We start from the raw sequence: 23,014 nt of genomic DNA, 5'->3' as shown, positions 1-23,014 counted from the left end.
TTTATTCTTGGTATTCGCAATTGTCTTGCCGCGTTCGTCGTGTCAGTTCAACCACTGAAACACCGGGCACGCCCGTCTCGGTTGATCGTCGCCGCCCCGTCCATGATCGACGCCGCACGCCTGCGGGTGAAATCGCCCGGGCTGCTTGCGGACCGATCCTTCGGATCGGGTAGAATCGCTGCCAGCCGCGCCGCCTGTACAGGCGTCAGATGTTGTGCGTCCGTTTCGAAATAGTGGCGTGCAGCCGCCTGGACGCCGAAAACGCCCTCGCCGAATTCGGCGACGTTGAGATAGACCTCAAGGATGCGCCGCTTGGTCCAGACCAGTTCAACCGCAGGGGTCAGGACCGCCTCAAGCGCTTTGCGTGGCCAGCTGCGCCCCTGCCACAGAAAGACATTCTTCACGGTTTGCTGGCTGATCGTCGAACCGCCGCGCCGGACGCCGCCTTCGATGGCCTTGCGCAGCGCCCCGATATCGAAACCCCAATGGGCGCAGTAATTAGCGTCTTCGGCCGCCACGGCCGAGCGCACCATCACCGGCGCGATTCTGTCCATCGACCGCCATTCATGGTCCACCCCGCCCAACCGACGCGATTCGGCGAGCATGTAGGGTGTCGTCGGGACCGGAACGATGGAAAACAACAGGATTAGTCCGGCGAACAGCACGACAACCGCGAAGGCTCCGCGAAGCACCCAGCGACGGATGACCTTGCCCGGATCGGCGCGCTTTGCCGATTTTCTGCGACCTGCTCGTTTGGTTTTTGCCATGGCCGTCAAGAACCACGCAGCACACGCGGGGTCAAGAAACGAAAGCTGCTATCACCGTTCTTGTGCCAGAAGGGCGCGCAGCCCGGATTTGTAGTCGGGATAGATCAGCTTCACGCCCAGTTCGTCCTTGACCCGGTCGTTCCGCACCCGCTTGCTTTCGGCGTAGAAGCTGCGTGCCATGGGGGTCATATCCGCCTCGTCAATTGGAATGGCTGATGGGACGGGCATTCCGAGAAGAGTCGCGGCATAGGCGATGACGTCCTCGGGTGGAGCGGGATCGTTGTCGCAGAGATTGTAAATTGCGCCCGGAACAGGGCGGTTGATCGACGCTTCCAGCACCTGGGCGATATCCGCCACATGAATGCGCGAGAACACCTGACCGGGCTTGATGATACGCTTGGCGGTGCCGTTTCGGACCTTGGCAAACGGACCACGGCCGGGGCCGTAGATGCCTGCCAGACGAAAGATGTGCAGCGGTGCACCGGTTTCCCGGGCGAAGTCCTGCCATTGCGTTTCAGCAAGCGCGCGGGCCTGTCCGCGACGGGTCGAGGGGGTCAGGGGCGTCGTTTCATCCACCCAACCGCCTTGGTGGTCGCCATAGACGCCGGTCGTTGATAGATAGCCAAGCCATCGTAGCCTCGGGGCAACCCTTGCCAATGGTTCGAGGGCTGCCGCAAGCACGGGATCGCCATCGGCGTCGGGGCCAGCAGAGATCAGGACATGCGTGGTGTCACCAAGCGTATCGAGGGCACCGCCGGGCCAGATGAGCGGCGTGATACCAGTTTCGGCGAGGTAGCCAGCCTTGTCAGGCGAGCGTGTCGTGCCGGTGATGTGCCACCCCTGCGGGAGCAGGAGCCGTGCAAGGGCTTGGGCAGAGTATCCGTGGCCGAAGGAAAACAGATGCGATGTCATGGCGCGAAGATGCGGCGTCGCGCTTGAAGTGGCAAGGGGGTGCTCCCGCCCCCGGCCTTCGCGGCTGCGCCGATTGTCCGGGGTTGGGTCGTGCACGCCTGCGGCGTGCGGTTGCGCTTGACCTCTCTCGTGTTGCGCGGCATCCGGGTGAGATGCCGGATCTAAAGATAATCGAAGGTGTCCTGAGCGATCGTGGGTCGAAATACGCTGTTTCGGGCGGGCCGGTCACGAGTCGCGCGGAGGCGGACGCGTTGGTCAAGGCGCTGAAGCGCAAGAAGAAGTTTGCGAAAGCCACGCACAACACCTGGGCGGTCTTGCTGCCCGATGGGCCGCTCAAGGCCGATGACGGAGAATCCGGCGCCGGGATGGTGATCGTGCGGATGCTGGAACGCGTGGGCCTGGAAAACCATGTCGTGATAGTCACGCGCTGGTTCGGCGGCACGAAGCTGGGGGGCGACCGGTTCCGGCATGTTCAAAGCGCGGTGCGCAGCTATTTCGATGAATTAGGCATCGATCTGCAGGGCGATTGATCTAGTCAGGTTTGACAGATTGTCCCAAGTGACTTTCGCCCCGTTCGCGAGACAGGCGGATCTGTTTCTGCCGCTCGCGAAAGCGGGCTTTATCGGCCTCGGAGGTTTCGGCGGCGCAGTGATGGCAGGATACGCCCTCTTCGAACTCCGGACGCGCACGGTCTTCGGGCAGGATCGGGCGGCGGCAGGCGTGGCACAACTGGTGCGGGCCTTCTTCAAGCCCATGACCAACGGATACGCGCCCGTCGAAGACGAAGCATTCGCCTCGCCATTTGCTGTCCTCGGCGGGGACATCTTCGAGGTACTTCAGGATGCCGCCCTTCAGGTGAAAGACGTCTTCGACACCTTCGCCGAGCAGGTAGTTGGTGGATTTCTCGCAGCGAATCCCACCCGTGCAGAACATGGCAATCCGCTTGTTGTGGAACCGCTGCTTGTTCTGCTGCCACCATTCGGGGAATTCGCCGAAGCTTTTGGTTTCCGGATCAATCGCCCCGTTGAAGGTGCCGATGGCGACTTCATAATCGTTGCGGGTGTCGATCACGGCTACATCGGGCGCGGATATCAGGTCGTTCCAGTCCTTCGCATCCACGTAGTGGCCGGTGCCTGCGCGCGGGTCGACCTGTGGCTGACCCATGGTGACGATCTCGCGCTTCAGCCGGACTTTCATCCGCCCGAAGGGCTGTTCGACCGCAGTGCTTTCCTTCCATTCCAGATCCGCGCAGCCGGGCAGGGACCGGATATGAGCCAGCGCCGCGTCGATGCCGTCGCGTGTGCCGGCGATGGTGCCGTTGATGCCCTCGGGTGCCAGCAGAAGCGTGCCGGTCACGCCTGCGCTGCAACAAGTCTTGGCCAGCGGCGCTTGCAATGCAGCCGGGTCGGAAAACGGTGTGAAGTGATAGAGTGCAGCGACGGTAAACATGGCCGCGATTTAAGCGCAAGGGCGCGGATCGGCAAGAGGGCAGGTTGACCGTCGCTGCGGCTGTGCTTACCGATTGACTGACCGAAGGAGAATATGATGCGCCCCGCCAACGAAGCCCTGATCGTCATTGATGTGCAAAACGACTTCTGCCCCGGCGGTGCGCTGGCAGTCGAGGACGGCGACAAGGTCGTCCAGCCGATTAACACCTTCATGGACGAGTTTCCGGTGGTCGTGCTGTCGCAGGACTGGCACCCGGCGGGGCACGGATCGTTCGCGTCGAGCCATACGGACAAAGCACCGTTTGGGGTGATCAACATGCCGTATGGACCGCAGGTGCTATGGCCTGATCATTGCGTGCAAGGCACCGAAGGCGCCGCGTTTCATCCGGGCCTGCGGCTGGATCGTACCCAGATGATCGTACGCAAGGGATTTCGTCCCGAGATCGACAGCTATTCAGCATTCTTTGAAAACGACTACAAGACGCCGACGGGATTGCAGGGTTATCTGCGTGATCGGGGTGTGGGGAAGGTCACGCTGGTCGGGCTGGCGCTGGATTTCTGCGTGAATTTCTCGGCGGTCGATGCGGCGAAGCTGGGCTTTGAGGTCGCGGTGCGAAAGGATCTGTCCCGCGCCATTGACCTGGATGGATCGCTCGATGCTGCCCTTAAGGGCATGCGTGAGGCTGGCGTCGAATTGGTTACCCTGTAAGTGAAAGGGCCGATCATGGTCGATATCGCCACCCGCGTCTACAACCACAAATGGAAGATCGATCCGATTGTCCGGTCGCTGATCGACACGGATTTCTACAAGCTGCTGATGTGCCAGTCGGTGTTTCGCAACAAACCCGACACCAATGTCACATTCAGTCTTATCAATCGCGCGACGGATATCCGGCTGGCAGAGTTGGTCGACGAAGGTGAACTGCGTGAACAGTTGGACCACATACGCGGGCTCAGCCTGTCGCGCGGAGAAAGCACGTGGCTGCGCGGGAATACGTTCTACGGCAAGCGCCAGATGTTCCGGCCCGACTTCATGGAGTGGTTCGAAGGCTTGCGCCTGCCGCCCTATGAGCTGGAGGTCAAGGACGGGCAGTACGAACTGACCTTCGAGGGCAAATGGCCCGAGGTTATGCTGTGGGAAATCCCCGCGCTTGCCGTGTTGATGGAATTGCGCTCGCGCGCCGTGCTGGCCGATATGGGGCGATTCGAGTTGCAGGTGCTCTATGCCCGCGCGATGACCAAGCTGTGGGAAAAAATCGAACGGCTGCGCGAGGTGCCCGACATCAAGATCGCGGATTTCGGGACGCGGCGGCGGCATTCCTTCCTGTGGCAGGACTGGGGCGTGCAGGCGATGATGGAAGGTCTCGGCGACCGTTTCACAGGCACGTCCAATTGCCTGATCGCCATGCGGCGTGAGGTGGAGGCGATTGGCACGAACGCCCATGAATTGCCGATGGTCTATTCAGCGCTGGCGCAGACGGATGACGAATTGTTGCAGGCGCCCTATCAGGTGTTAGCCGACTGGCATGAAGAACATGACGGCAATTTGCATATCATCCTGCCGGACACTTACGGCACGCAAGGGTTTCTGGACCGCGCGCCGGATTGGCTGGCGGGGTGGACCGGCATTCGCATCGACAGCGGCGATCCGGCGGAAGGCGCGGAAATCGCCATTCGTTGGTGGCAGTCGCGTGGTGAAGACCCGCGCGAGAAACTGGTGATCTTCTCGGACGGGCTGGATGTCGACAAGATGCTGGAACTACACGCGCGGTTCTCTGGGCGTGTGAAGCTCAGCTTCGGTTGGGGGACGCTGCTAACCAACGACTTCCGTGGATTGGTGCCGGATGATGCACTTGCGCCATTCAGCTTGGTCTGCAAGGCGGTCAGCGCAAATGGATTCCCGACCGTGAAGCTCAGCGATAACCCCAACAAGGCGATGGGGCCGTCCGAGGAGATCAAGCGCTACAAGCGTGTCTTCGATGTGGGCGAGCAGCAGGCGATGAAGGTCGTCGTTTAACGATCCAGCCATCGCCGCGCTGTGCGCAGCCCGCGTTCGGCATAGGTTCGCTGCTTCGTGTCGTCCGGCGCGGCCCGCGACATGACCCAGCCGGTCGAGGCCAGACCGCGCAGCATCACGAACAGGTCGATCTCTGCGGCGTCATCGTCCGTCAGTGTGCCGCCCTCGGCCCGGTAGCCGTCGATCATCGCGGCTTTCAGGGCGTCGAAATTCGGCTGGCCCTCATGCTGGATCAGGGCGGTGCCGAGGTCATACAGCCGGTAGCCAAAGCCGCCATCATCGAAGTCGATCAGGTAAAGTTGCCGCCCATCGCGCAAAACGTTTTCCTGCAGCACATCGGCGTGAATCAGACCGTAACCATCGGTTCCCCGCTTCGTCAGCCGGTCACGCGCATCATCTCGGGCTGTCAGCAGAAACTGCGATTCCTTGGGTGTCAGCGACGGGTTTTCCCAGAAGCGGCCCCACAGGGGGGTATCGGAGCAAAACGCATCAATGTCCCATGCATGGCGGGTCAGATCCGTAGGCGCGGTCGAGTCCGACGTCAGATGCAGATCGGCCAGAAGCCCGCCCAGCCTGCGGTAGAGACCGGTCTGTTCGTCCGCCGTGCCGCCAAACTGTTCGCCCATCGCGCCGATTTCTTCGCCTGGCACCCAAAGCACCACAGAGGCAATCGGTCCGCCGTCATCCGGCGTATGGATGAAACCACCGTCAACAGTGCGCTGCGGCCAAGGGCAGGGGAAGCCCGCATCGGCCAGCGCTTCGGTCCACCGCAGTTCGGAAATGATGGTCTCGGGCGATTGGTATCCGGGACGGTGCAGCCGCAACGCTGCGCGCTGACCGCTCGCCAGCGTGACGTCGAAAACCGCGTTCTCACGATTGACGATCAGACGGGGCGGCGTTGCCAGCCCGCCCCACGCTTCTGCCGCCCGGGCCGCCCGGTCCAGTGCTTCGGCGTCATTCATGCGGCACCACCTTCAGCGCCTCTTCCAAAGTGTCGATTGCCAGATCGGCATGTTCGCGGTTGAAGGGCAGCGGTGGGCGCATTTTCAGCGTGTTCATGTGGCGCCCGATACGGTTCAATAGGACACCGCGGCGGCGCATTTCCTCGACCACCTGGGCGGCGAAATCGGTGGCGGGTGATCCGTCATCCAGCACGAACTCCAGCCCGAAGAACAGGCCCAGACCGCGCGCTTCGGCTTTCAGCGGGTGCTCGATCGCCTTCAGTCGATCCAGTGCGTAGGCGCCGGTTTCCAGCGCGTCTTGTTGCAGACCTTCTTCTTCCAGCACGTCGAGCGTTGCCATCGCGGCCACACAGCTGACCGGATTGCCGCCGAATGTATTGAAATAACCAAAGGCCGTGCGGAAGGCGGACATGATGTCGGGCCGCGCCAGCACGCCCGCGACGGGGTGGCCGTTTGCCATGGGCTTGCCGACGGTGACGACATCGGGGGTGAAGCCGAGTCTTTCGTGGCCCCAAAGGTGACTGCCTAAACGCCCGAAACCGGGCTGAACTTCGTCGCACAGAATCAGGCCTCCCGCGTCGCGGATGACCTTTTCGGCCGGATCGAAGAAGCCGGGTTCCAGCGCGGGCAGGCCTTCATTTGCGAAGGCGGGACACAGCATCATGCCGGAAAAGCCGATACCGGTATCTTCGAGTTCCCGGATGGCCTGCGCGATACTGTCGGCGAACGCCTGTGCCTGACCTTCCAGCGTGCCGCCAATGGGCCGGACGGTGTCGGGCGCGGGAACCAGCCGGACATGGGCAGGATAGCCGCCGATGGGCGGGCGGCGTGTGGACAGGTGCGAGGTCGCCAGCGTGTTGCCGTGATAGGTGTTGTCCGTGGCAATGATGCCGATCTTGCCTGTCATCGCTTGTGCCATGCGAAGCGCAATGTCATTGGCCTCGGACCCGGTGCAGACAAGGATCATCTGCGTCAGGTCGTGCCCGATCATCCCCGTCAGCCGGTCGATGTAATCGAGGATGCCGCCATGCAAATAACGGGTGTGGGTGTTCAGCGTGCTGGCCTGACGGCTGATCGCTTCGACAACTTTCGGATGACAATGTCCCACATGCGGCACGTTGTTGTAGCAGTCGAGATAGCGCTTGCCGTCCGCGTCCCACAGCCACACACCTTCGCCGCGTACGATATGCACCGGCTCGTCATAGAAGGTCGGCACGTTCGGCCCCATCAGCCGTTCGCGCCGCGCCAGCATGGTTTCAGTCATCCCGCTCGACCTTTCCTCGTAAGTTCTTGATTTCACCGCGCTGCGTCTTTGCGGCGAGCCTGCGTTTGACGCTGCCCTTGGTGGGCTTTGTGGGTATACGGCGCTTGGGTTTGATTGTCGCGCGACGAATGAGCTCTGTCATCCGGTCGCGCGCTATTTCCCGGTTGCGGACCTGGCTGCGGGTGTCTTCGACGCGGATCAAAACGGCGCCGTCGGTTGTCCAGCGGCTGCCCGCGATACGTTTCAGCCGGTTTTTCACGGGCGCGGGCAGGTTGGGGCTGCGGGCGGCCTCGAACCGCAATTCGACGGCTGTGGAAACCTTGTTCACGTTCTGCCCCCCGGGGCCGGAAGAGCGCGTGAACTGCTCTGTCAGTTCCCAGTCCTGAATTGTGATCTGGTCGTTGATTTCTAGCATCGGCCCGTCTTTCCACAGTTGTCGTCAAACTAGTCAGACTGCGTGCCGGGTGCAAAGCGATCTAATGCGCAACTAAATGGTTGCTCGAATCGGTTGTTCGCGTTTATATGCAACTAGGAGGTTGCATTATGACACAAATTACCATGACAGACACGATCGAGAAATCGACGATCATCGACGCATCCGTTGAACGGGTGTGGCAGGCGCTGACGGACCATGCTCGGTTCGGCGATTGGTTCGGGGCGAAAATGAGTGGTCCGTTTGAGCCGGGCAAGGAGGTGACATTCACCATGAGCAGCAATGACAGCGGATGCGAAAACAGCGAAAAGGGGCTGTCGTTCGCTGCAACGATCCGAGACATGGAAAAGCCGAACCGGTTTTCCTACACTTGGCACCCCTATGCGGTTGACCCCGATCACGACTATTCCAGGGAAGAACCCACGCTTGTCGAATTCCGACTTGAAGAAGTCGCGGAAGGCACCAAGCTGACCGTTGTCGAAAGCGGCTTCGAACGGATACCCGAAGATCGCAGGGATCTGGCGCTTCGGAAGAACACAGGTGGGTGGGAATTCCAGATGGAACGCATAAAGGCTTATGTCGAACAGAACTCTTGAGGCCCAGGCCGATATCTTCGCGGCGCTGGCGGACATCACCCGCCTGCGCCTGATCGAGATCATGAAGGATGGTCAGGCGAGGTCGATTTCCGACCTCGCCAACGTCGTGCCGATCACGCGGCAAGGGGTGACGAAGCACCTGAAGGTGCTGGAAGGTGCCGGGCTGGTCGAATTTCGTCGTGAGGGACGGGAAGCCCGCTACCGTTGGACGCCCGAGCCGCTGACCGGAACGCGGGAGTATCTGGATATGGTTGCCAGCCAGTGGGAAGACGCGTTGTCCCGCTTGAAGGCGCATGCCGAGGCGGATGGCGACACTTGACGCGTGCCTTCCCGCGATTAGGCTGCGGTTGGGCTGAACGCGGAGGATCGATGAAAAACGCTGTGAAATACGTGGCGCTGGCGGCGACCCCGATGCTGACCGCTTGCGAAGAATTACAGGCGACAGATACGGTCGGCGGCAGCGCAGGCACCAACCCCGCCGCTGTCTACTGCATCGAGAGTGGCGGACGCCATGAAATCCGTGACACCGAAGGCGGCCAAGTCGGTGTCTGCATCCTGCCCGACGGGCGAGAGGTTGACGCCTGGGACTACTTCCGCGCCCAGAACCCCAACGGACAGGACGGCTGACGGTCAGGTCATATGGGTGTTGAACCAGTCGATCGTGCGTGACCAGGCAAGTTCGGCCGCAGCTTCATCATAGCGCGGCGTGGAATCGTTGTGGAAGCCGTGGTTCACGCCTTCATAGATATGGGCCTCGTAGGTCTTGCCATGTTCCTGCAGGGCCTTTTCGTAGGCGGGCCAGCCTTCGTTTATCCGTTCGTCCAGTCCCGCGTACTGGAGCAGTAGTGGCGCTTCGATCTTTGGAACGTCTTCGGCGGCGGCTTGGCGCCCGTAGAAGGGAACCGATGCGCTCATCTCCGGATAGGCCACGGCCAGCGCGTTGCAGACACCGCCGCCATAGCAGAAGCCCACAGCACCCACCTTGCTGGTTGAGTCGTCCCGGTTCATCAGGTGTTCGAACCCGGCGAAGAAGTCGTTCATCAGCTTTTCCGGGTCAACCTGCCGCTGCAATTCGCGGCCTTCTTCGTCATTGCCCGGATACCCGCCCATTGAGGTCAGACCATCTGGCGCCAGCGCCATGAAGCCAGCTTTTGCAACCCGGCGGGCCACATCTTCGATATATGGGTTCAGGCCACGGTTTTCGTGGACGACCAGCACAGCGGGCAACGGACCTTCGACATTAGCGGGCTTCACCAGATAGCCGCGTACCTCGCCGTTGCCGTTCGGGGAATCGTACGTGATATATTCCGGCGTAATGTCTGGGTCATTGAATGACACCTGCTCGGCCAACGCATAGTTGGGCTTGAGCATGTTCAACAGGGCTACGGCGGTCAAGCCGCCCACGGCAAACTTGCTTGCGCGGTCGAGAAATTCGCGCTTCGTGATGTGCCCATGTGCGTAGAAATCATAGAGTTCCAGCAATTCCTGATCGAAGTCTTTCGCCGTCATACGGTTCATGTGTATGCCCTCCCGTCGGTAAATGGACTCGCGCATTTACTTTAGGGCAATTGTCGGGGTGGGGGGCTCAGTTTTCCGTGATCAAGCATTTCGACATTGGCTTGGTCGCGCCGCTTCACTCTTGCGCTTTCCCCCGCCATCCTGCTTTGTGGCGTGATGCAACTGATCAAGCCCGACCTTGCCCATCTGGATGGCTTCCGTGATGCCCTGTCGAAGGGCTGGTCACCGAACAACCTGCGCCCCGAAGCGTCGCAGGAAATCCTGTCAGCGATTTCCGAAGACGCGGCGGCCTATGTAGCGACCCTTGACGACATGGACGGCAAAGGCGCGCCCGTGACCCTGCCAGACGGATCGAAGGTGCCGCGCCTGCCCGGTTTCAATCGCTGGATCTGGGACGACGGGTTCTGCGGCAGCGTCGGATTTCGCTGGCAGCCGGGTGGTGCAGAACTGCCCTCCTACTGCCATGGCCATATCGGTTATACGGTTGTCCCGTGGCGGCGTGGTCAGGGGTATGCACGACACGCACTGGCCTTGCTTCTGGACGAGGTGCGCCCGCTGGGCTTGCCCTATGTCGAGTTGACGACTGAGCATGACAACATTCCATCACAGAAGGTGATGGAGGCGAATGGCAGTGTCTTGGTGGGCGCGACGCATAAGCCCGGACGTCACGGAGACAGCGAAATGCTGCTTTACCGGATCGCGCTGACCTGACGGCCTCAGTGTTTTCCAGCCCTGCAATGCCGCGCAATCCGCGACTAGTCTGATCCACCCCGGACAATACGGACAACGTCTTGTGATGGGTCCGTTTCCACGCCCTGGAAGTCGAAGTCGTCCATCCGCTTGGCGCGCCGCGTGGCCTTGTCGGCGCTGGTGCGGATGGATTCGATGTCCTTGCGTGCCTGCCCGAAATGGCGGTCCAGATTGTCCACCCGGTCGCCAAGGCGCGTCACGTCCCCGATCAGAAGGGCAAGCTCCTTGCGAATGATCCCTGCCTGTTCGCGCATACGGACGTCTTTCAGAACAGCGCGCAGCGTGTTCAACGTGGCCATGCAGGTGGTCGGCGACACGATCCAGACGCGGGCGGCGAAGCCGTCGCGCACCACATCGCCGAAGCTGGCATGAAGCTCGGCATAGACTGCCTCTGATGGCAGGAACATCAGCGCGCCATCGGCTGTTTCACCCTCGATGATGTATTTCTCGGCAATCGCCTTGATATGTGCCTTTACCGCCGTTCGCATCGCGCGTGCCGCCTGCTGACGTTCAGCATCGGTCACGGCGTTGCGCAGCGCTTCATAGGCTTCCAGCGGAAACTTGCTGTCGATCACGATAGGGCCGGGTGGGTTCGGCATATGGATCACGCAATCCGCGCGCTTGCCATTGGAAAGCGTTGTCTGGAAGCTGTAGCTGGCCGGCGGCAACGCCTTGGACACGATGTCATTGAGCTGGATTTCCCCGAACGCCCCGCGCGTTTGCTTGTTCGACAGAATATCCTGCAGCCCCAGCACATCGCCCGACAGCTTTTCGATATTGGTCTGCGCCTTGTCGATGGTTTCCAGCCGCTGCTGCAATTCACCCAGGGATCGCGCCGTGCGGGTTGCTGTACCATGCAGGCTGTCGCCCATGGCGCGGGTCACCTCTTCAAGTCGCTTTTCCATGGTCGTCAGCATCTGCGATTGAGCGGCGGCCTGTGCCTCGGACACATGGGTCAGACCGCCAGTCAGTTGTTGCTGGGCGTTGGAGACATCTTCGACGCGGCGGCCCAGACGCATCAGTTCATCCGCAAGCGGCGTCATCAGTTGTGCAGACCGATTGCCCGTCCGAACCGCCATCAGCAAAAGCCCGAGCACAGCGATCATCACCCCGCCGACAATCAGCACGAGCGGGTCAGTTAGGGAAACGGGTTGTCCGGCGATTTCGATCATGTGCGTCCAAACAGGCGTTCGATGTCTGCGAGCTTCAGCTCGACATAGGTGGGACGGCCATGGTTGCACTGGCCGGAATGAGGGGTGGCTTCCATTTCGCGCAACAATGCGTTCATTTCGTCAGCCTGCATGCGCCGACCGGAGCGGATCGAGCCGTGACAGGCAACGCGGGACAGAACAGCTTCGATCTTCGACTGCAAGAGCTGGCTATCATTTTGGTCTTCAAGTTCATCGAGGATGTCCTTCAACAGCGCCTCGGCGTTCACGGTACCCAGGATCGCGGGCGTTTCGCGCACCGCGATCGTGCCGGGTCCGAAGGATTCCAGCGTCAGTCCCATTTTCGCCAAAACGTCTGCATGGTCCAGAAGTTGGGTCGCTTCATTCGCGCCAAGTTCGACGATCTCGGGGATAAGCAGCGCCTGGGCGGGAACTCCGTTCTCGGCCATCTGGCGCTTCAGCTTTTCATAGACCAGACGTTCGTGCGCAGCGTGCTGATCCACGATCACCATGCCATCTTCTGTCTGCGCGATGATGTAGTTCTCGTGCACCTGCGCACGCGCGGCCCCCAATGGCAAATCGTTCGGCTGGCTTTCGGGCTCGATCACTGCTTCGAACCGAGCGGACGGCGCGGAGGCTTCGGCGAAACCCGGAGTTTCGCAAGCCGGGGCTTGCGCGGCGTAGCTGACCGTTCGTCCAGCCTGGGACGGGCGGTCCATCTGATAGATACGGGCCGGGCCAGTTGTGGACTCTGGTCGCATCGCGCCCAGCGTGGCACCGGCAACAGTGGTCGAGGATCGATGCCCCGCTTCTGCCAGCGCGTGCCGCAAGGCTGATACGATCAAGCCCCTTGCCAAGCCCGGATCGCGGAATCTCACTTCGGATTTCGCCGGGTGGACATTCACATCCACCTTGGTCGGGGGGCAATCGATGAACAGCGCCGCGACGGGGTGGCGGTCACGGCTCAGGAAATCCTGGTATGCGGCTCGCAGAGCACCCGTTAGCATTCGGTCGCGAACGGGCCGCCCGTTGACGAACAGATACTGGGCGACCGCTGCGCCACGCGAATAGGTTGGAAGCGCCGCGTACCCCGTCAAGGACAGCGCCTCGCGCTCAGCACTGATACGCAGCGCGTTTTCTGCGAAGTCGCGCCCGATGACTTTCGATAGCCGGCCATGCAACGCGTCGAACAGATCCCCGGATTCGGCATCCGCCCGAAAGACGACCCGTCCGTCGCCATCGCCCGATACGTCGCGCAGGATGAAGCTGACGAAGGGTTCCGCCATGGCCAGCCGCTTGACGACATCGCCAATGGCCTGTGCCTCGGCGCGGTCCGTGCGCAGGAACTTCAGGCGAGCGGGTGTGGCGTAAAACAGATCGCGCAATTCAACGCGCGTTCCGACGGGCAGGGCAATGGGGCGCACCGGATCGGACTGGCCTCCGGACACCGACAGCACCGCGCCATCGCCACCGGCCACACGCGATGCGAGCGACAGCCGCCCGACCGCGCCGAGCGAGGGCAACGCTTCGCCGCGAAAGCCAAAACTGTGGATGTTCAGAAGGTCCGATCCGTCGATTTTGGAGGTTGCGTGACGGGACAGGGCCAGTGGCAAGTCGTCGGCTGACATGCCGTGGCCGTCATCTGTGATGCGGATCAGTGTCTTGCCGCCATCCGCGTAATCGACGGATATGCGTGACGCCCCCGCATCAAGCGCGTTTTCAACCAACTCTTTGACGGCTGAGGCGGGGCGCTCGACGACTTCACCCGCCGCGATCCGGTTGATCGCAGCGTCGTCCAACTGGGCGATCTTGGGGCGATCCGCCCCTATCTTGTTGTCGCGTGCCTGCATGCCACAATTTGTAGCATGATACGCGACGATTCTGCCAGCGGTTAGTCGTCTGACGAAAGCCCCTCGGGCTGCCCCACAACCACGAATGTCAGGGCACCGGGGTCCAGAAGCTGGCGTGCCACGCGGTTGACGTCCTCAAGTGTCACGGCCTCGACTTTCGCATTGCGCGTATCTGCATAGTCGATGGGCAGATCGTCCGCCTGCATGCCAACGAGAATGCTTGCGATACGGCCATTGCCATCGAAGCGCAGCGGGAATTCTCCCGTGAGATAGGTTTTTGCCTTGTCCAGCTCGTCCTGCGTGATTCCGTTCTCGGCCACGTCCTGCCAGGTATCGCGGATCAGCGTGACGACGTCTCCGGCGGAGGTGTTGGCGGTGGATAGCGCCCCGAGGTACAGATCGGCCTCTTCCTTTTGCACGAGATAGCTGGACACACCGTAGGTCAGGCCGCGTTTTTCGCGAATTTCTTCCATCAGACGTGACCCGAAACCGCCGCCGCCGATGACGTGGTTCAGCACATAAGCCGCGAAGAAATCGGGATCGTCCCGTGACAGTCCCGGTTGGCCGAACTGGATCACCGATTGCGGAGAGTTATAGGGCAGCACGTCGATCTGGCCCGAAAAGTCTGGATCGGCGCGACCGGGCAACGCGGTGTCCGACTGCGGCAGGTCCCCGAGCAAGGTCTCAAGCAGGTCGGAAAGCTCGTCTGGCGAGATATCCCCGACCGCAGAGACATAGACCCGGTCCTTGGTCAGCGCTTGTCGGTGGGCCGCGACCAGATCGTCTCTGGTCAGCGATGTCACGGTTTCGATCGTCCCGCTTTGCGTTTTAGCGTAGGGATGATTGCCGAATATCTGTTCCGAGAACGCCTTCGACGCGATGGCGTTCGGGTCTTCGGCGTCCGAACGCAAGCCTGACAGGACCTGCGCGCGGACACGCTCAACGGCGCTTTCGTCGAAGGTCGGCTCGATCAGGGCGCTGCGCAACAGGTCCACGGCGTCGGATTTGTTCTCGCTGAGAAATTCCGCCGAAACGCTGACGAAATCCTCGCCGGTTTCGAAACGAAAGCTGGCGGCGAGTTCTTCGCGGGCGGTGGCGAAATCCTCGGCGGTCATGTCGGCTGCACCTTCTTCGAGAAGGCCGGTCATCAGATTGACCGCGCCGCTTTTCTCGACCGTGTCCAGCGAGGTGCCTCCCCTGAACAGCAGCTCCAGCGCGACGAACGGGATAGAAGGTTCCTGAACCAGCCAGGCATTTATGCCGCCAGGCGTCTCAACCTGTTCGATGTCCAGCGCATGGACGGGAAACGCCGCGATGGCCGCGATGGCGAAACTGGCGATTGCACGGATCATTGGGCGGCCTCCTGCGCGGTCTTCATGTCTTCGGGCAGCAACCATCCTGTAACGGATTTCGTCGGGTCCAGAATGGCACGCGCGGCGTCCATAACATCGTCGGGGGTCACGTCCTGCAGAATCGCGGGCCAGTCTTGCACATCCTGCACCGTCAGACCCGACGCCAAGGCAGCCCCGTAATCATTGGCCAACCCGCGTGTGCTGTCTTGTTGGTAGATCGCATTGGCCGCGTAGTTGCGTTTGATGCGCTCGAACCGATCCACATCGACGCCTTCGTCCATGAAATCGGCCAGGGCTTCGTCCAATTCGGCTTCCGATTGCTCGAGCGACACGCCATCAGACGGGACCAGGACCAACGAAAACGTCGAGGCATCCAGCGACACGCCGCCGTAATACGCGCCTGTGTAGATCGCGGATTTTTCCTGTAGCTGCAGTCTTTGACCCAGATAGGAGGTGATTCCGCCTCCGCCGAGCAGATCCGCCAGATATGTCAGCGCCGCGGCCTGTTCCTGTGCGCCGCTGTCGCGCTCGGGGGCCAGATAGCTGCGTGTCAGATAAGGCTGGGCCACGCGTGCGTCGTGATACACCAGTCGCCGGGCTGCAATTTGGGGCGGTTCTTCTGGGCGTGTTCGTTCAGGCAGGTCGGGGTTTTCCGGGATCGGCCCGAAATGGGTTTCGGCCATTGTTCTGACGTCATCCGGGGTCACATCGCCAGCGACGACGAGAATGGCGTTGTTGGGTGCGTAGTAGCGACGATAGAATGTCAGCGCATCATCGGTGGTCAGCCCTTCCATCTCGTGCCGCCAGCCGATCACCGGGCGACCGTAAGGATGGTTCAGGTACTGCGCCGCACGGGTCTGTTCGCGAAACAGTGCCGACGGGTCGCTGTCGGTGCGCTGGCTGCGTTCTTCCAGGATCACGGAACGTTCCGGTGTGACCTCGGCATCCGTCAGTTGCAGATCTGTCATCCGGTCCGCTTCCATCTGCATCATCAGGTCCAGCCGGTCCGCCGCGACGCGCTGGAAATACGCCGTGTAGTCCCAGGACGTGAACGCGTTGTCCATTCCGCCGTTTTCCTTGACGATCTGGGAAAACTCGCCCGACGCCAGTTCATCCGTCCCCTTGAACATCAGATGTTCAAGGAAATGGGCAATGCCGGACTTGCCGGTCACCTCGTCCGCCGCGCCGACACGGTACCAGACCATGTTGACCACGACAGGCGCGCGGTGATCTTCGATCACCACCACATCCATTCCGTTGTCCAGGGTAAATTGGGTGACCTCTTCCGCCCCTGCGGCGTTTGCCGCGATGGACAGGATCAGGCCCGTTGCAAGGGAACGCAGCATAGACACCTCGTCACTTGAAAGTTCGATCCTATCTCGGACCTGAACTTCGAAAAGGCAAGCGATTGAACGAGGTTGTGATCGGCTGCGACGGCTATTCGGGCTTCAGCTCGGCTGGTGGCGCAGAGGGTGTCGGGACATTCGCGTCACGGAAGCGGTCGATTTCCGCCTGCTGGTCCAGCGACTGGCGTTCATAGGCGTCGTAATAGACATCCTGACCGGCGATCCGTTCCAACAGGCGCCCCTGATTTCGTCTGCGATACTCGGCATCCTCGACGGCCAGGGTTTGGCGGATCGACCCATCCCGGCCATAGCGTGACGCGTAGGTTACCATGCCGGCTTCTCCCGCGGTGGTGCCGGAATTAAGGGCTGCGGGATTGCCCCCAAGCGCGGCGACGGCGTCCTGGCGCGGTGTCGCATCGGCGCGGTTGGCATAGCCGGGTGCGGGCGGCGGAAGCGTTGCATCAGGCGGAGTTTGCAACGGTTTCGCGGGCACCACAAGAAATTCGTCCGGCCCCGTTTTCGGAGCGGGAAACTTCATCAACTTGGGGTTGGAGCTGCCACAGGCGGCAAGGCCAAGCCCCGCCAATGCGATAAGAATAGTCGTTACGCGCATGATCCCAAAACTGCTCCGAGCCGTGTTTTCACGAAGGTCTAACCGATTTCAGGCGGCGCGTCACGGGGTCTTCTTCTGCCCCGAGAACAGTACCAGCCCGATGGCACCCGCGAAGACCCCGATATCGGCCACGTTGAAGGTATAGGGGTTGTTGATCCCGCAGCAGGACATGTTCAGAAAGTCTGCAACAGCGCCATAAAGCAGCCTGTCCAATACGTTGCCGAGCGCACCACCCACCAGAAGCCCGGCAGAAACCTGCATCATCAGCCGCCCGTCTTTCAGCGCCCAACGTGACACCCAGACGCTGATTGCGATCGCTACAGCGATCAGCAGCCACCGCATGGCATCGGGATGCCCCGATAGCAGGCCGAAGTTGATTCCCTCGTTCCAGCCCATGCGAAAGCGGAGGAATGGTGGCCAAACATCCAGCGCGAGAATGTTCTTCAGGTTCAGCGCATGGACCACGAACCATTTCGATCCCTGGTCCAGCGCGAACATACCGATGGCGGACAGTACGAAAGCGCGCATGGGTTAGTGCCGGAAGTGGCGCATGCCGGTGAAGACCATGGCCAGACCGGCCTTGTCTGCGGCTTCGATCACCTCGTTGTCCCGCATGGATCCGCCCGGTTGGATGATCGCCGTCGCGCCAGCTTCGGCGGCTGTGACCAGGCCGTCGGCAAAGGGAAAGAACGCATCGGAGGCCACGACGGATCCTTGTGTCAGCGGTGCATCCAGCCCCAGAACCTCGGCCATGTCCTGCGCCTTGCGTGCAGCAATGCGGGTGCTGTCCACGCGGCTCATCTGACCCGCGCCAACGCCCACCGTCGCACCGTCCTTGACGTAGACAATGGCGTTCGACTTCACATGCTTGGCGACCTTCCAAGCGAACAGCAGGTCGGACAGTTCCTGATCCGACGGCGCGCGCTTCGTGACGACCTTCAGATCATCAAGCGAGATATGCCCGTTGTCCTTGTCCTGCACCAGCAACCCGCCCGCGACCTGTCGATAGGTCGTTGCGGTTGCCAGCACATCCGGAAGGCCGCCCGTGGTCAGCAGGCGAAGGTTCTTCTTGGCGGCAAAGACTTCGCGTGCGTCGTCGTCGGCATCGGGTGCAATGACGACTTCGGTGAAGATCTTGGTAATCTCTTCGGCCGTGGCTTTGTCCAGCTTCCTGTTCAGCGCGATGATGCCGCCGAAGGCTGATGTCCGGTCGCAGTCGAATGCGCGACCATAGGCGTCTGCCAGAGACGCACCCTGCGCGACGCCGCAGGGATTGGCGTGCTTGATGATTGCGCAGGCGGGACCGTTCGCAGGGTCGAATTCCGCAACCAGCTCAAACGCAGCATCAGTGTCGTTGATGTTGTTATAGGACAGCTCCTTGCCTTGCCACTGTTTCGCGGTCGCAACACCCGGCCGCGCGGTGCCATCCGTGTAGAACGCGGCCTTCTGATGTGGGTTCTCGCCGTAGCGCAGGGTCTGCGCCAGCGTTCCGGCAAAGGCGCGGCGGCGCGGTGCTTCCATCTCCAGCGCACCAGCGAGCCATGTGGATACGGCCGCATCATAAGTCGCAGTGCGGGCATAGGCCACCTGCGCCAGTGTCTTGCGGAAGGCCAGCGTCGTGTGACCGTCATTTGCGTCAAGTTCGGCCAGTAGAGGCCTGTAATCTTCTACATCCACCACGACATTGACGAACTGGTGGTTCTTGGCGGCCGCGCGGATCATTGCGGGGCCACCGATGTCGATGTTTTCGATGCAGTCATCGTAATCGGCGCCCGCCGCGACTGTTTCCTCGAATGGGTAGAGGTTCACCACCAGCAGGTCGATCGCTTCAATCCCATGCGCTTTCATCGAATCCACGTGGTCGGCATTGTCGCGCAACGCAAGAAGGCCGCCATGCACGCGTGGGTGCAGCGTCTTGACACGTCCATCCATCATTTCCGGAAAACCGGTGATTTCCGACACATCCGTTACGGCCAGACCGGCGTCGCGCAGAGCCTTGGCGGTTCCACCGGTGGACAGCAGCTGAACGCCGCGATCTGAAAGCGCCTTGCCCAGATCGGCCAGGCCGGTTTTGTCGGACACGGAAAGCAAAGCTGTCTTGATGGGCGCGCGGTCAGTCATGGGTGATCCTTTCCAGATCGTCGGTCAGAACGGGTCGCGTGGCTCCAGATCGTGGAGGTCTTCCGTGGCGTCCCGTGTCTTGATCAGGCTCCAGCCGACCCGTGTGTCGAACCCGGAAGCCCTGTGGGACAGAACGATCTGCAACGTCGTGCGTGGCTCGCGTGCCGTTTTCTCCAGATAGACGCTGGGGTCAAGCCGGATCATGACTTTCGGGTCGCAACGGAAGACCCATAACTCGCCATTTTGTAGTTCGACGGATACAGCGCGACCGTTCATATCTAGCGATGCCGTGGAGTCGGGATGCAGGTGGAACCGGATCACGAACGGGATGCCCTCGGGTACACCGCGCCGGGAGCCGGTCATGCGGTTCAGCGCGCGTTCGAACACGCGTCGGCGCGGTTCGTCGGGGGATATCAGGCGATCCTGACCGTGCAGTGTGTCGCCGGCGAGCGAGAGCACTAGGCTGCGTTCATGTGTCAGGCCGTAGCTGCGCGCATAGCCGTCATGGGAACCTATGAAAGCCGCGTCGGAGTCATGACCGGACCGAGCCTTGACCTCACCTGGGCCTTCAACCATCATGTCGGCGCGTCGTTTGTGCGCGTCCAGTCTTGATGAGCTGTGCCCATCAACTACGAGAGTGGAATGGGACGGTGTTCCACGCGCTGCCCGGGCCCAGTCCTGTCCAAAGGGCTCACCCGGGCCACAGCTGACGATCAGCGGATTGCGTCCGGCGGTCATTTCAAATGCCAGGGTGGAGGCGTGCGCTTGCATTGGATTGTCGGCAATCGGAGGTAGTGCTGCGTCGATGATGAGGACTGACCGGCCACGCGTGAGACGATTGAAACCCATCGCGGCATTGCGAACAGGCGCGCGTAGCCCGACACGTTGAAGCACCCCGTCGATCATGCCCGGCACGCTTGAGTCCCCGCCGTGAAAGCGTGGAAGATGTCCATCACTGTGACGCAGGGTGCGGATGGCCTGCGAAATGCGCGACATGGCCATGGCGTGTTCGGACCCGACATGACCATCCGAAGCGAGGATGGCTCGGGATGCGCGCTCCAAATGTCGAAGGATGGTCACAAGGTCTTCCGGTGAGCGCGTGGTAACGCCGCCCTCCGCGTCGATCAGATCGTGGCAGGCTCGTTCCAATTCATGCAGGAGGTCGCTGGCGGTGGTGACGTTGTCCAATTGGTGCGACGCGCTTGCGATCAGGCAAAGTACCCGGAAGTACGACACGACAGGCAAACTCTGATTAGTACGGCGAGACAGAAAACGCAGATGTCGCGCGATCGTCAGATTTAGCCCGTCCGCATCAACCGCCTGAGCTCCTTTGATCAGCCAGACGGCGTCATCGCTGAAGCGTTCCAAGCGTCGCGCGGCAAGATCGGCTGTCCAGCCTGGACCTCTTCCGTTCCCGTACTGCGCGATCCACTGCGTGGTCCATTGCTTGGCGCGGATCCGTGCGTTGCGGCTGCCCAACGCGACTAAATCGTCCAGCCACAAAAAACCGTGACGGGCATAGTCGAACGCTGGTCCGGGGGACGCGATGTCCCACATGGACCGGCCCGGTGCGCGAATGACATACCCGCCCAGCCGGAAGGTCCCGCTCAGGATCTCCGCACCCCGGGCCGAGTTGCCGAAATTGTAGCGATCCAGGTGGAGCTCCAGCCGACCGGCAGGGCGTGACAGGCCGATCAGTCTCGCTGCGACGCGGTCCTTCGTGCGCATCCGGATCCTGTTGTCGACAGTATTCAAGCGATGCTCCGGCCCATCCAGTTCGATCCGACAGTAGGCGAGCACGCCACTGATGTCATGGGCTTTCAGCCTTGCGCAGCGCACTGATGAAAAATCCGTCCATACCGCCCAGATCGGCCCAAAAATCGGGGCGCAAGCGTAGCCCTTGCGGGACTCTCCATGCATCGTCCAGCCAGTCGGCTTGCATAGCGGCATAGTCCGGCTTCAGGTTGGGGTGACGGGCCAAAAGCTCGTCGATCTGTGCTTCCCCCTCTTCTGGCAGTAGGGAGCAAGTGCAGAACACCAACCGTCCGCCGGGCCGCAGCAGGTTCAGCGCATGGTTCAACATGGCGCGTTGCAGTTCGACCAATGGCCGGATGTCGACCTTTGATTTGACGAAAGGCAGGTCGGGATGACGGCGGATAGTTCCTGTGGCGCTGCATGGCGCATCCAGAAGGACCGCGTCAAAGGGGCCACCTCGCCACTCAAGCGCATCGCCTGTCACCACATCTGCGGATAACTTGGTGCGCTGGAGGTTTTCCTTCAGCCGCGCAAGCCGCTTGTCGGATATATCTAGCGCCGTGACTTGTGCTCCGGCAGACGCCATCTGCAATGTCTTGCCGCCCGGTGCGGCGCACATATCCAGTACGGCTTCGCCTGTTTCGGCACCCAGTAGTCGCGCTGGGATCGCGGCGGCGGCGTCCTGCACCCAGAACGTGCCACTCGAATAGCCCGGCAGGTCAGACACCTTGCCCGCCTGTGCCAGTCGCAGCGAGCCGGTCGGCAGGACAACGCTGCCCTCGATCGCTGGTGCTTCACCTTTCACTGTCATGTCGATGGGTGGCGTCATGGCATGCACCGCCTCAATGCGTGCTACGACGTCGGATCCGTAGGCCGAGATAAGCCGACCCCGAAGCCATTTGGGCAGGCGTTGTGCGGGTATGCTGGGCCACATGTCAGATCCTTCGAGCGCAACTTTGCGCAGGATCGCGTTGACCATCCCACTCATACGCGCTGTTTTGCGTCGCCTGCGCATTAACGTCACGGCCGTGTCTACCACGCCGTGGGCGGCAGCCTTGTCCTCGCACAGCTCGACCACGGACAGGCGCAGCAGGTTACGGACGTAGGGCGGAGGGGTTTTGCGCAGATGCGGCCCGAGACACTTGTCAGCGCGCGCCACGTTGCGCAGGGTCGTCGTGGCCAGACGTTGGGCTCGAGCGCGGTCTGCGGGTGCAAGACCGGCGATCGGGCCGTTGGGGGCGTCCAATATAGTGCTCAGCAGCTGTCGGTCTTCCAATACGGCAGTCAGTAGGCCCACGGCGGCATGGCGTGCACTTGTTGCATCGGATGACGGTACTCTGTTCATGGGTATGCGCCTCCGGCGCGGGGCTTGTTCTACGGGCTCAAGCGCGTATATCACATGCTGCCCCACAACAAGGAGGCCGCAATGACCAACCAGAGCCAATCCGACCTGCCCCCCGCAGCGATCCGCGCGTTGCAAGAAGCCGAAGATCGGCGCAAGCAGGCCAAGGGAGATAAGCTGCCCAAGGAGTTGGGTGGGCGTGATGGCCCGGAACCCGTCCGCTTCGGGGATTGGGAAAAAAAGGGCATAGCTGTCGATTTCTGATCGCGTATTGCGACCCTGACCGCGTGGTGTCATGGTGTGCGGATTGACCCCGATGGAGGACGCCATGACCCTTCCCGCGCAGCGCGTGACCCTCGTGACCTTGGGTGTGGCTGATCTGGCCCGCGCAAGGCGCTTCTACGAAGATCTCGGCTGGAAGCCACATGAAGCGCATGACGAGGTGGCCTTCTACCAGTTGAACGGTATCGCGTTGGGCTTGTTCGGGATGGAGGATCTCGCCAAGGATCAGGGGCGGGCCGGTGTGGCGCTGGGCGTTGGTGGTATGACGCTGGCGCAGAACTTTCCGTCGGAGGCGGAGGTTGACGCGGCCTTTGATGTGGCATTGTCGGCAGGTGCGAAACCACTGAAACGTCCCGAAAAAGTGTTCTGGGGAGGCTACTCCGGGTACTATGCCGATCCCGATGGGCATGTCTGGGAAGTGGCTTGCAATCCCTTCTGGCCATTGGCCGAAGACGGATCATTGACATTGCCGGAGCCGACGACTGATGACTGATGGCTGCCTGATGGATTGCGATGA

The 23,014-nt window shown here is 61.4% G+C and carries 25 protein-coding genes; 9 read left to right on the top strand and 16 right to left on the bottom strand.

The window, feature by feature from the left end:
* Positions 1-47 precede the first annotated feature (47 nt).
* Together mtgA and FPZ52_RS10190 are read right to left on the bottom strand one after the other, a co-directional pair.
* Entirely contained in the window at positions 48-767 is a 720-nt protein-coding gene (mtgA, locus tag FPZ52_RS10195) for a monofunctional biosynthetic peptidoglycan transglycosylase (protein ID WP_146365326.1), read from the bottom strand.
* Between the two features lie 51 nt (positions 768-818).
* The gene (locus tag FPZ52_RS10190; RefSeq protein WP_146365325.1) at positions 819-1,679 is read right to left on the bottom strand and encodes an SDR family oxidoreductase; all 861 of its coding nucleotides are present in this window, start codon (positions 1,677-1,679) and stop codon (positions 819-821) included.
* Positions 1,680-1,831: 152 nt separating this feature from the next.
* On the opposite strand from FPZ52_RS10190, the gene FPZ52_RS10185 reads away from it, so the two are divergent.
* Complete coding sequence (locus FPZ52_RS10185) at positions 1,832-2,209, top strand: YigZ family protein (protein WP_146365746.1); 378 nt, start codon at positions 1,832-1,834, stop codon at positions 2,207-2,209.
* A gap of 1 nt (position 2,210) precedes the next feature.
* Here FPZ52_RS10185 and trhO read toward each other — a convergent pair whose 3' ends face one another.
* Positions 2,211-3,128: an oxygen-dependent tRNA uridine(34) hydroxylase TrhO gene (gene trhO, locus FPZ52_RS10180; RefSeq protein WP_146365324.1), complete on the bottom strand. Its 918-nt coding sequence runs from the start codon at positions 3,126-3,128 to the stop codon at positions 2,211-2,213.
* Positions 3,129-3,224: 96 nt separating this feature from the next.
* Between trhO and pncA the strand changes: the two genes are divergently transcribed.
* Positions 3,225-3,836 (top strand): bifunctional nicotinamidase/pyrazinamidase, encoded by a 612-nt coding sequence (pncA, locus tag FPZ52_RS10175; protein ID WP_146365745.1) that lies wholly within the window; start codon positions 3,225-3,227, stop codon positions 3,834-3,836.
* Between the two features lie 15 nt (positions 3,837-3,851).
* A complete protein-coding gene (gene pncB / locus FPZ52_RS10170; protein ID WP_146365323.1) occupies positions 3,852-5,144 on the top strand; it encodes a nicotinate phosphoribosyltransferase in 1,293 nt (430 codons plus the stop codon).
* On the opposite strand, the gene FPZ52_RS10165 is transcribed toward pncB, so the two are convergent.
* From FPZ52_RS10165 to arfB, 3 genes are read right to left on the bottom strand one after another with little or no spacing between them, the layout of a single operon-like run.
* On the bottom strand, positions 5,141-6,106 hold the full coding sequence (locus tag FPZ52_RS10165; protein WP_146365322.1) for a phosphotransferase enzyme family protein: 966 nt from the start codon (positions 6,104-6,106) through the stop codon (positions 5,141-5,143). The genes pncB and FPZ52_RS10165 overlap by 4 nt on opposite strands.
* Positions 6,099-7,370 (bottom strand): aspartate aminotransferase family protein, encoded by a 1,272-nt coding sequence (locus FPZ52_RS10160; protein WP_146365321.1) that lies wholly within the window; start codon positions 7,368-7,370, stop codon positions 6,099-6,101. The genes FPZ52_RS10165 and FPZ52_RS10160 overlap by 8 nt, the downstream gene beginning before the upstream one ends.
* On the bottom strand, positions 7,363-7,785 hold the full coding sequence (arfB, locus tag FPZ52_RS10155) for an alternative ribosome rescue aminoacyl-tRNA hydrolase ArfB (protein WP_146365320.1): 423 nt from the start codon (positions 7,783-7,785) through the stop codon (positions 7,363-7,365). The genes FPZ52_RS10160 and arfB overlap by 8 nt, the downstream gene beginning before the upstream one ends.
* 128 nt (positions 7,786-7,913) lie before the next feature.
* Between arfB and FPZ52_RS10150 the strand changes: the two genes are divergently transcribed.
* Genes FPZ52_RS10150 through FPZ52_RS10140 form a run of 3 tightly spaced genes read left to right on the top strand, consistent with a single transcriptional unit; the run spans position 7,914 to position 9,026 of the window.
* Entirely contained in the window at positions 7,914-8,399 is a 486-nt protein-coding gene (locus FPZ52_RS10150) for an SRPBCC family protein (RefSeq protein WP_205758588.1), read from the top strand.
* Positions 8,380-8,718, top strand: coding sequence for an ArsR/SmtB family transcription factor (locus FPZ52_RS10145; protein WP_146365319.1), 339 nt, complete (start codon positions 8,380-8,382; stop codon positions 8,716-8,718). Before FPZ52_RS10150 ends, FPZ52_RS10145 begins: the two co-directional genes overlap by 20 nt.
* A 50-nt stretch (positions 8,719-8,768) precedes the next feature.
* Positions 8,769-9,026, top strand: a complete 258-nt coding sequence (locus tag FPZ52_RS10140) for a putative hemolysin (RefSeq protein ID WP_240804348.1) — start codon at positions 8,769-8,771, stop codon at positions 9,024-9,026.
* A 3-nt stretch (positions 9,027-9,029) separates the two neighbouring features.
* On the opposite strand, the gene yghX is transcribed toward FPZ52_RS10140, so the two are convergent.
* The gene (gene yghX, locus FPZ52_RS10135; RefSeq protein WP_146365318.1) at positions 9,030-9,917 is read right to left on the bottom strand and encodes a YghX family hydrolase; all 888 of its coding nucleotides are present in this window, start codon (positions 9,915-9,917) and stop codon (positions 9,030-9,032) included.
* Between the two features lie 96 nt (positions 9,918-10,013).
* Between yghX and FPZ52_RS10130 the strand changes: the two genes are divergently transcribed.
* A complete protein-coding gene (locus tag FPZ52_RS10130; protein ID WP_205758587.1) occupies positions 10,014-10,628 on the top strand; it encodes a GNAT family N-acetyltransferase in 615 nt (204 codons plus the stop codon).
* A 44-nt stretch (positions 10,629-10,672) separates the two neighbouring features.
* Here FPZ52_RS10130 and FPZ52_RS10125 read toward each other — a convergent pair whose 3' ends face one another.
* The 9 genes from FPZ52_RS10125 to FPZ52_RS10085 form a co-directional block, all read right to left on the bottom strand.
* Positions 10,673-11,839, bottom strand: a complete 1,167-nt coding sequence (locus tag FPZ52_RS10125; protein ID WP_146365317.1) for a DNA recombination protein RmuC — start codon at positions 11,837-11,839, stop codon at positions 10,673-10,675.
* The gene (gene mutL, locus FPZ52_RS10120; protein WP_146365316.1) at positions 11,836-13,686 is read right to left on the bottom strand and encodes a DNA mismatch repair endonuclease MutL; all 1,851 of its coding nucleotides are present in this window, start codon (positions 13,684-13,686) and stop codon (positions 11,836-11,838) included. The genes FPZ52_RS10125 and mutL overlap by 4 nt, the downstream gene beginning before the upstream one ends.
* 41 nt (positions 13,687-13,727) lie before the next feature.
* Complete coding sequence (locus FPZ52_RS10115; protein ID WP_146365315.1) at positions 13,728-15,038, bottom strand: M16 family metallopeptidase; 1,311 nt, start codon at positions 15,036-15,038, stop codon at positions 13,728-13,730.
* The gene (locus FPZ52_RS10110; RefSeq protein ID WP_146365314.1) at positions 15,035-16,384 is read right to left on the bottom strand and encodes a M16 family metallopeptidase; all 1,350 of its coding nucleotides are present in this window, start codon (positions 16,382-16,384) and stop codon (positions 15,035-15,037) included. The genes FPZ52_RS10115 and FPZ52_RS10110 overlap by 4 nt, the downstream gene beginning before the upstream one ends.
* A 91-nt stretch (positions 16,385-16,475) precedes the next feature.
* Positions 16,476-16,997: a DUF3035 domain-containing protein gene (locus FPZ52_RS10105; RefSeq protein ID WP_146365313.1), complete on the bottom strand. Its 522-nt coding sequence runs from the start codon at positions 16,995-16,997 to the stop codon at positions 16,476-16,478.
* 60 nt (positions 16,998-17,057) lie between these two features.
* Positions 17,058-17,525 (bottom strand): signal peptidase II, encoded by a 468-nt coding sequence (lspA, locus tag FPZ52_RS10100; protein WP_146365312.1) that lies wholly within the window; start codon positions 17,523-17,525, stop codon positions 17,058-17,060.
* Positions 17,526-17,528: 3 nt separating this feature from the next.
* Positions 17,529-19,118: a bifunctional phosphoribosylaminoimidazolecarboxamide formyltransferase/IMP cyclohydrolase gene (gene purH / locus FPZ52_RS10095; protein WP_146365311.1), complete on the bottom strand. Its 1,590-nt coding sequence runs from the start codon at positions 19,116-19,118 to the stop codon at positions 17,529-17,531.
* Between the two features lie 24 nt (positions 19,119-19,142).
* Positions 19,143-20,873, bottom strand: a complete 1,731-nt coding sequence (locus FPZ52_RS10090; RefSeq protein WP_168201305.1) for a heparinase II/III family protein — start codon at positions 20,871-20,873, stop codon at positions 19,143-19,145.
* A 55-nt stretch (positions 20,874-20,928) separates the two neighbouring features.
* Positions 20,929-22,218 carry an RsmB/NOP family class I SAM-dependent RNA methyltransferase gene (locus tag FPZ52_RS10085; RefSeq protein WP_146365309.1) on the bottom strand — a complete coding sequence of 430 codons (1,290 nt, stop codon included), beginning with the start codon at positions 22,216-22,218 and terminating at the stop codon, positions 20,929-20,931.
* A gap of 81 nt (positions 22,219-22,299) precedes the next feature.
* On the opposite strand from FPZ52_RS10085, the gene FPZ52_RS10080 reads away from it, so the two are divergent.
* Both FPZ52_RS10080 and FPZ52_RS10075 read left to right on the top strand, forming a co-directional pair.
* Entirely contained in the window at positions 22,300-22,479 is a 180-nt protein-coding gene (locus tag FPZ52_RS10080) for a DUF1674 domain-containing protein (protein ID WP_146365308.1), read from the top strand.
* 64 nt (positions 22,480-22,543) lie between these two features.
* On the top strand, positions 22,544-22,990 hold the full coding sequence (locus FPZ52_RS10075; protein WP_146365307.1) for a VOC family protein: 447 nt from the start codon (positions 22,544-22,546) through the stop codon (positions 22,988-22,990).
* The last annotated feature ends 24 nt before the right edge of the window (positions 22,991-23,014 follow it).

It is taken from the genome of Qingshengfaniella alkalisoli (assembly GCF_007855645.1).
In the GTDB taxonomy this organism is placed as follows: Bacteria; Pseudomonadota; Alphaproteobacteria; order Rhodobacterales; family Rhodobacteraceae; genus Qingshengfaniella; species Qingshengfaniella alkalisoli.
The sequence above is the reverse complement of the archived record's forward strand: the minus strand, read 5'-3'. Positions and strand labels throughout refer to the sequence as shown.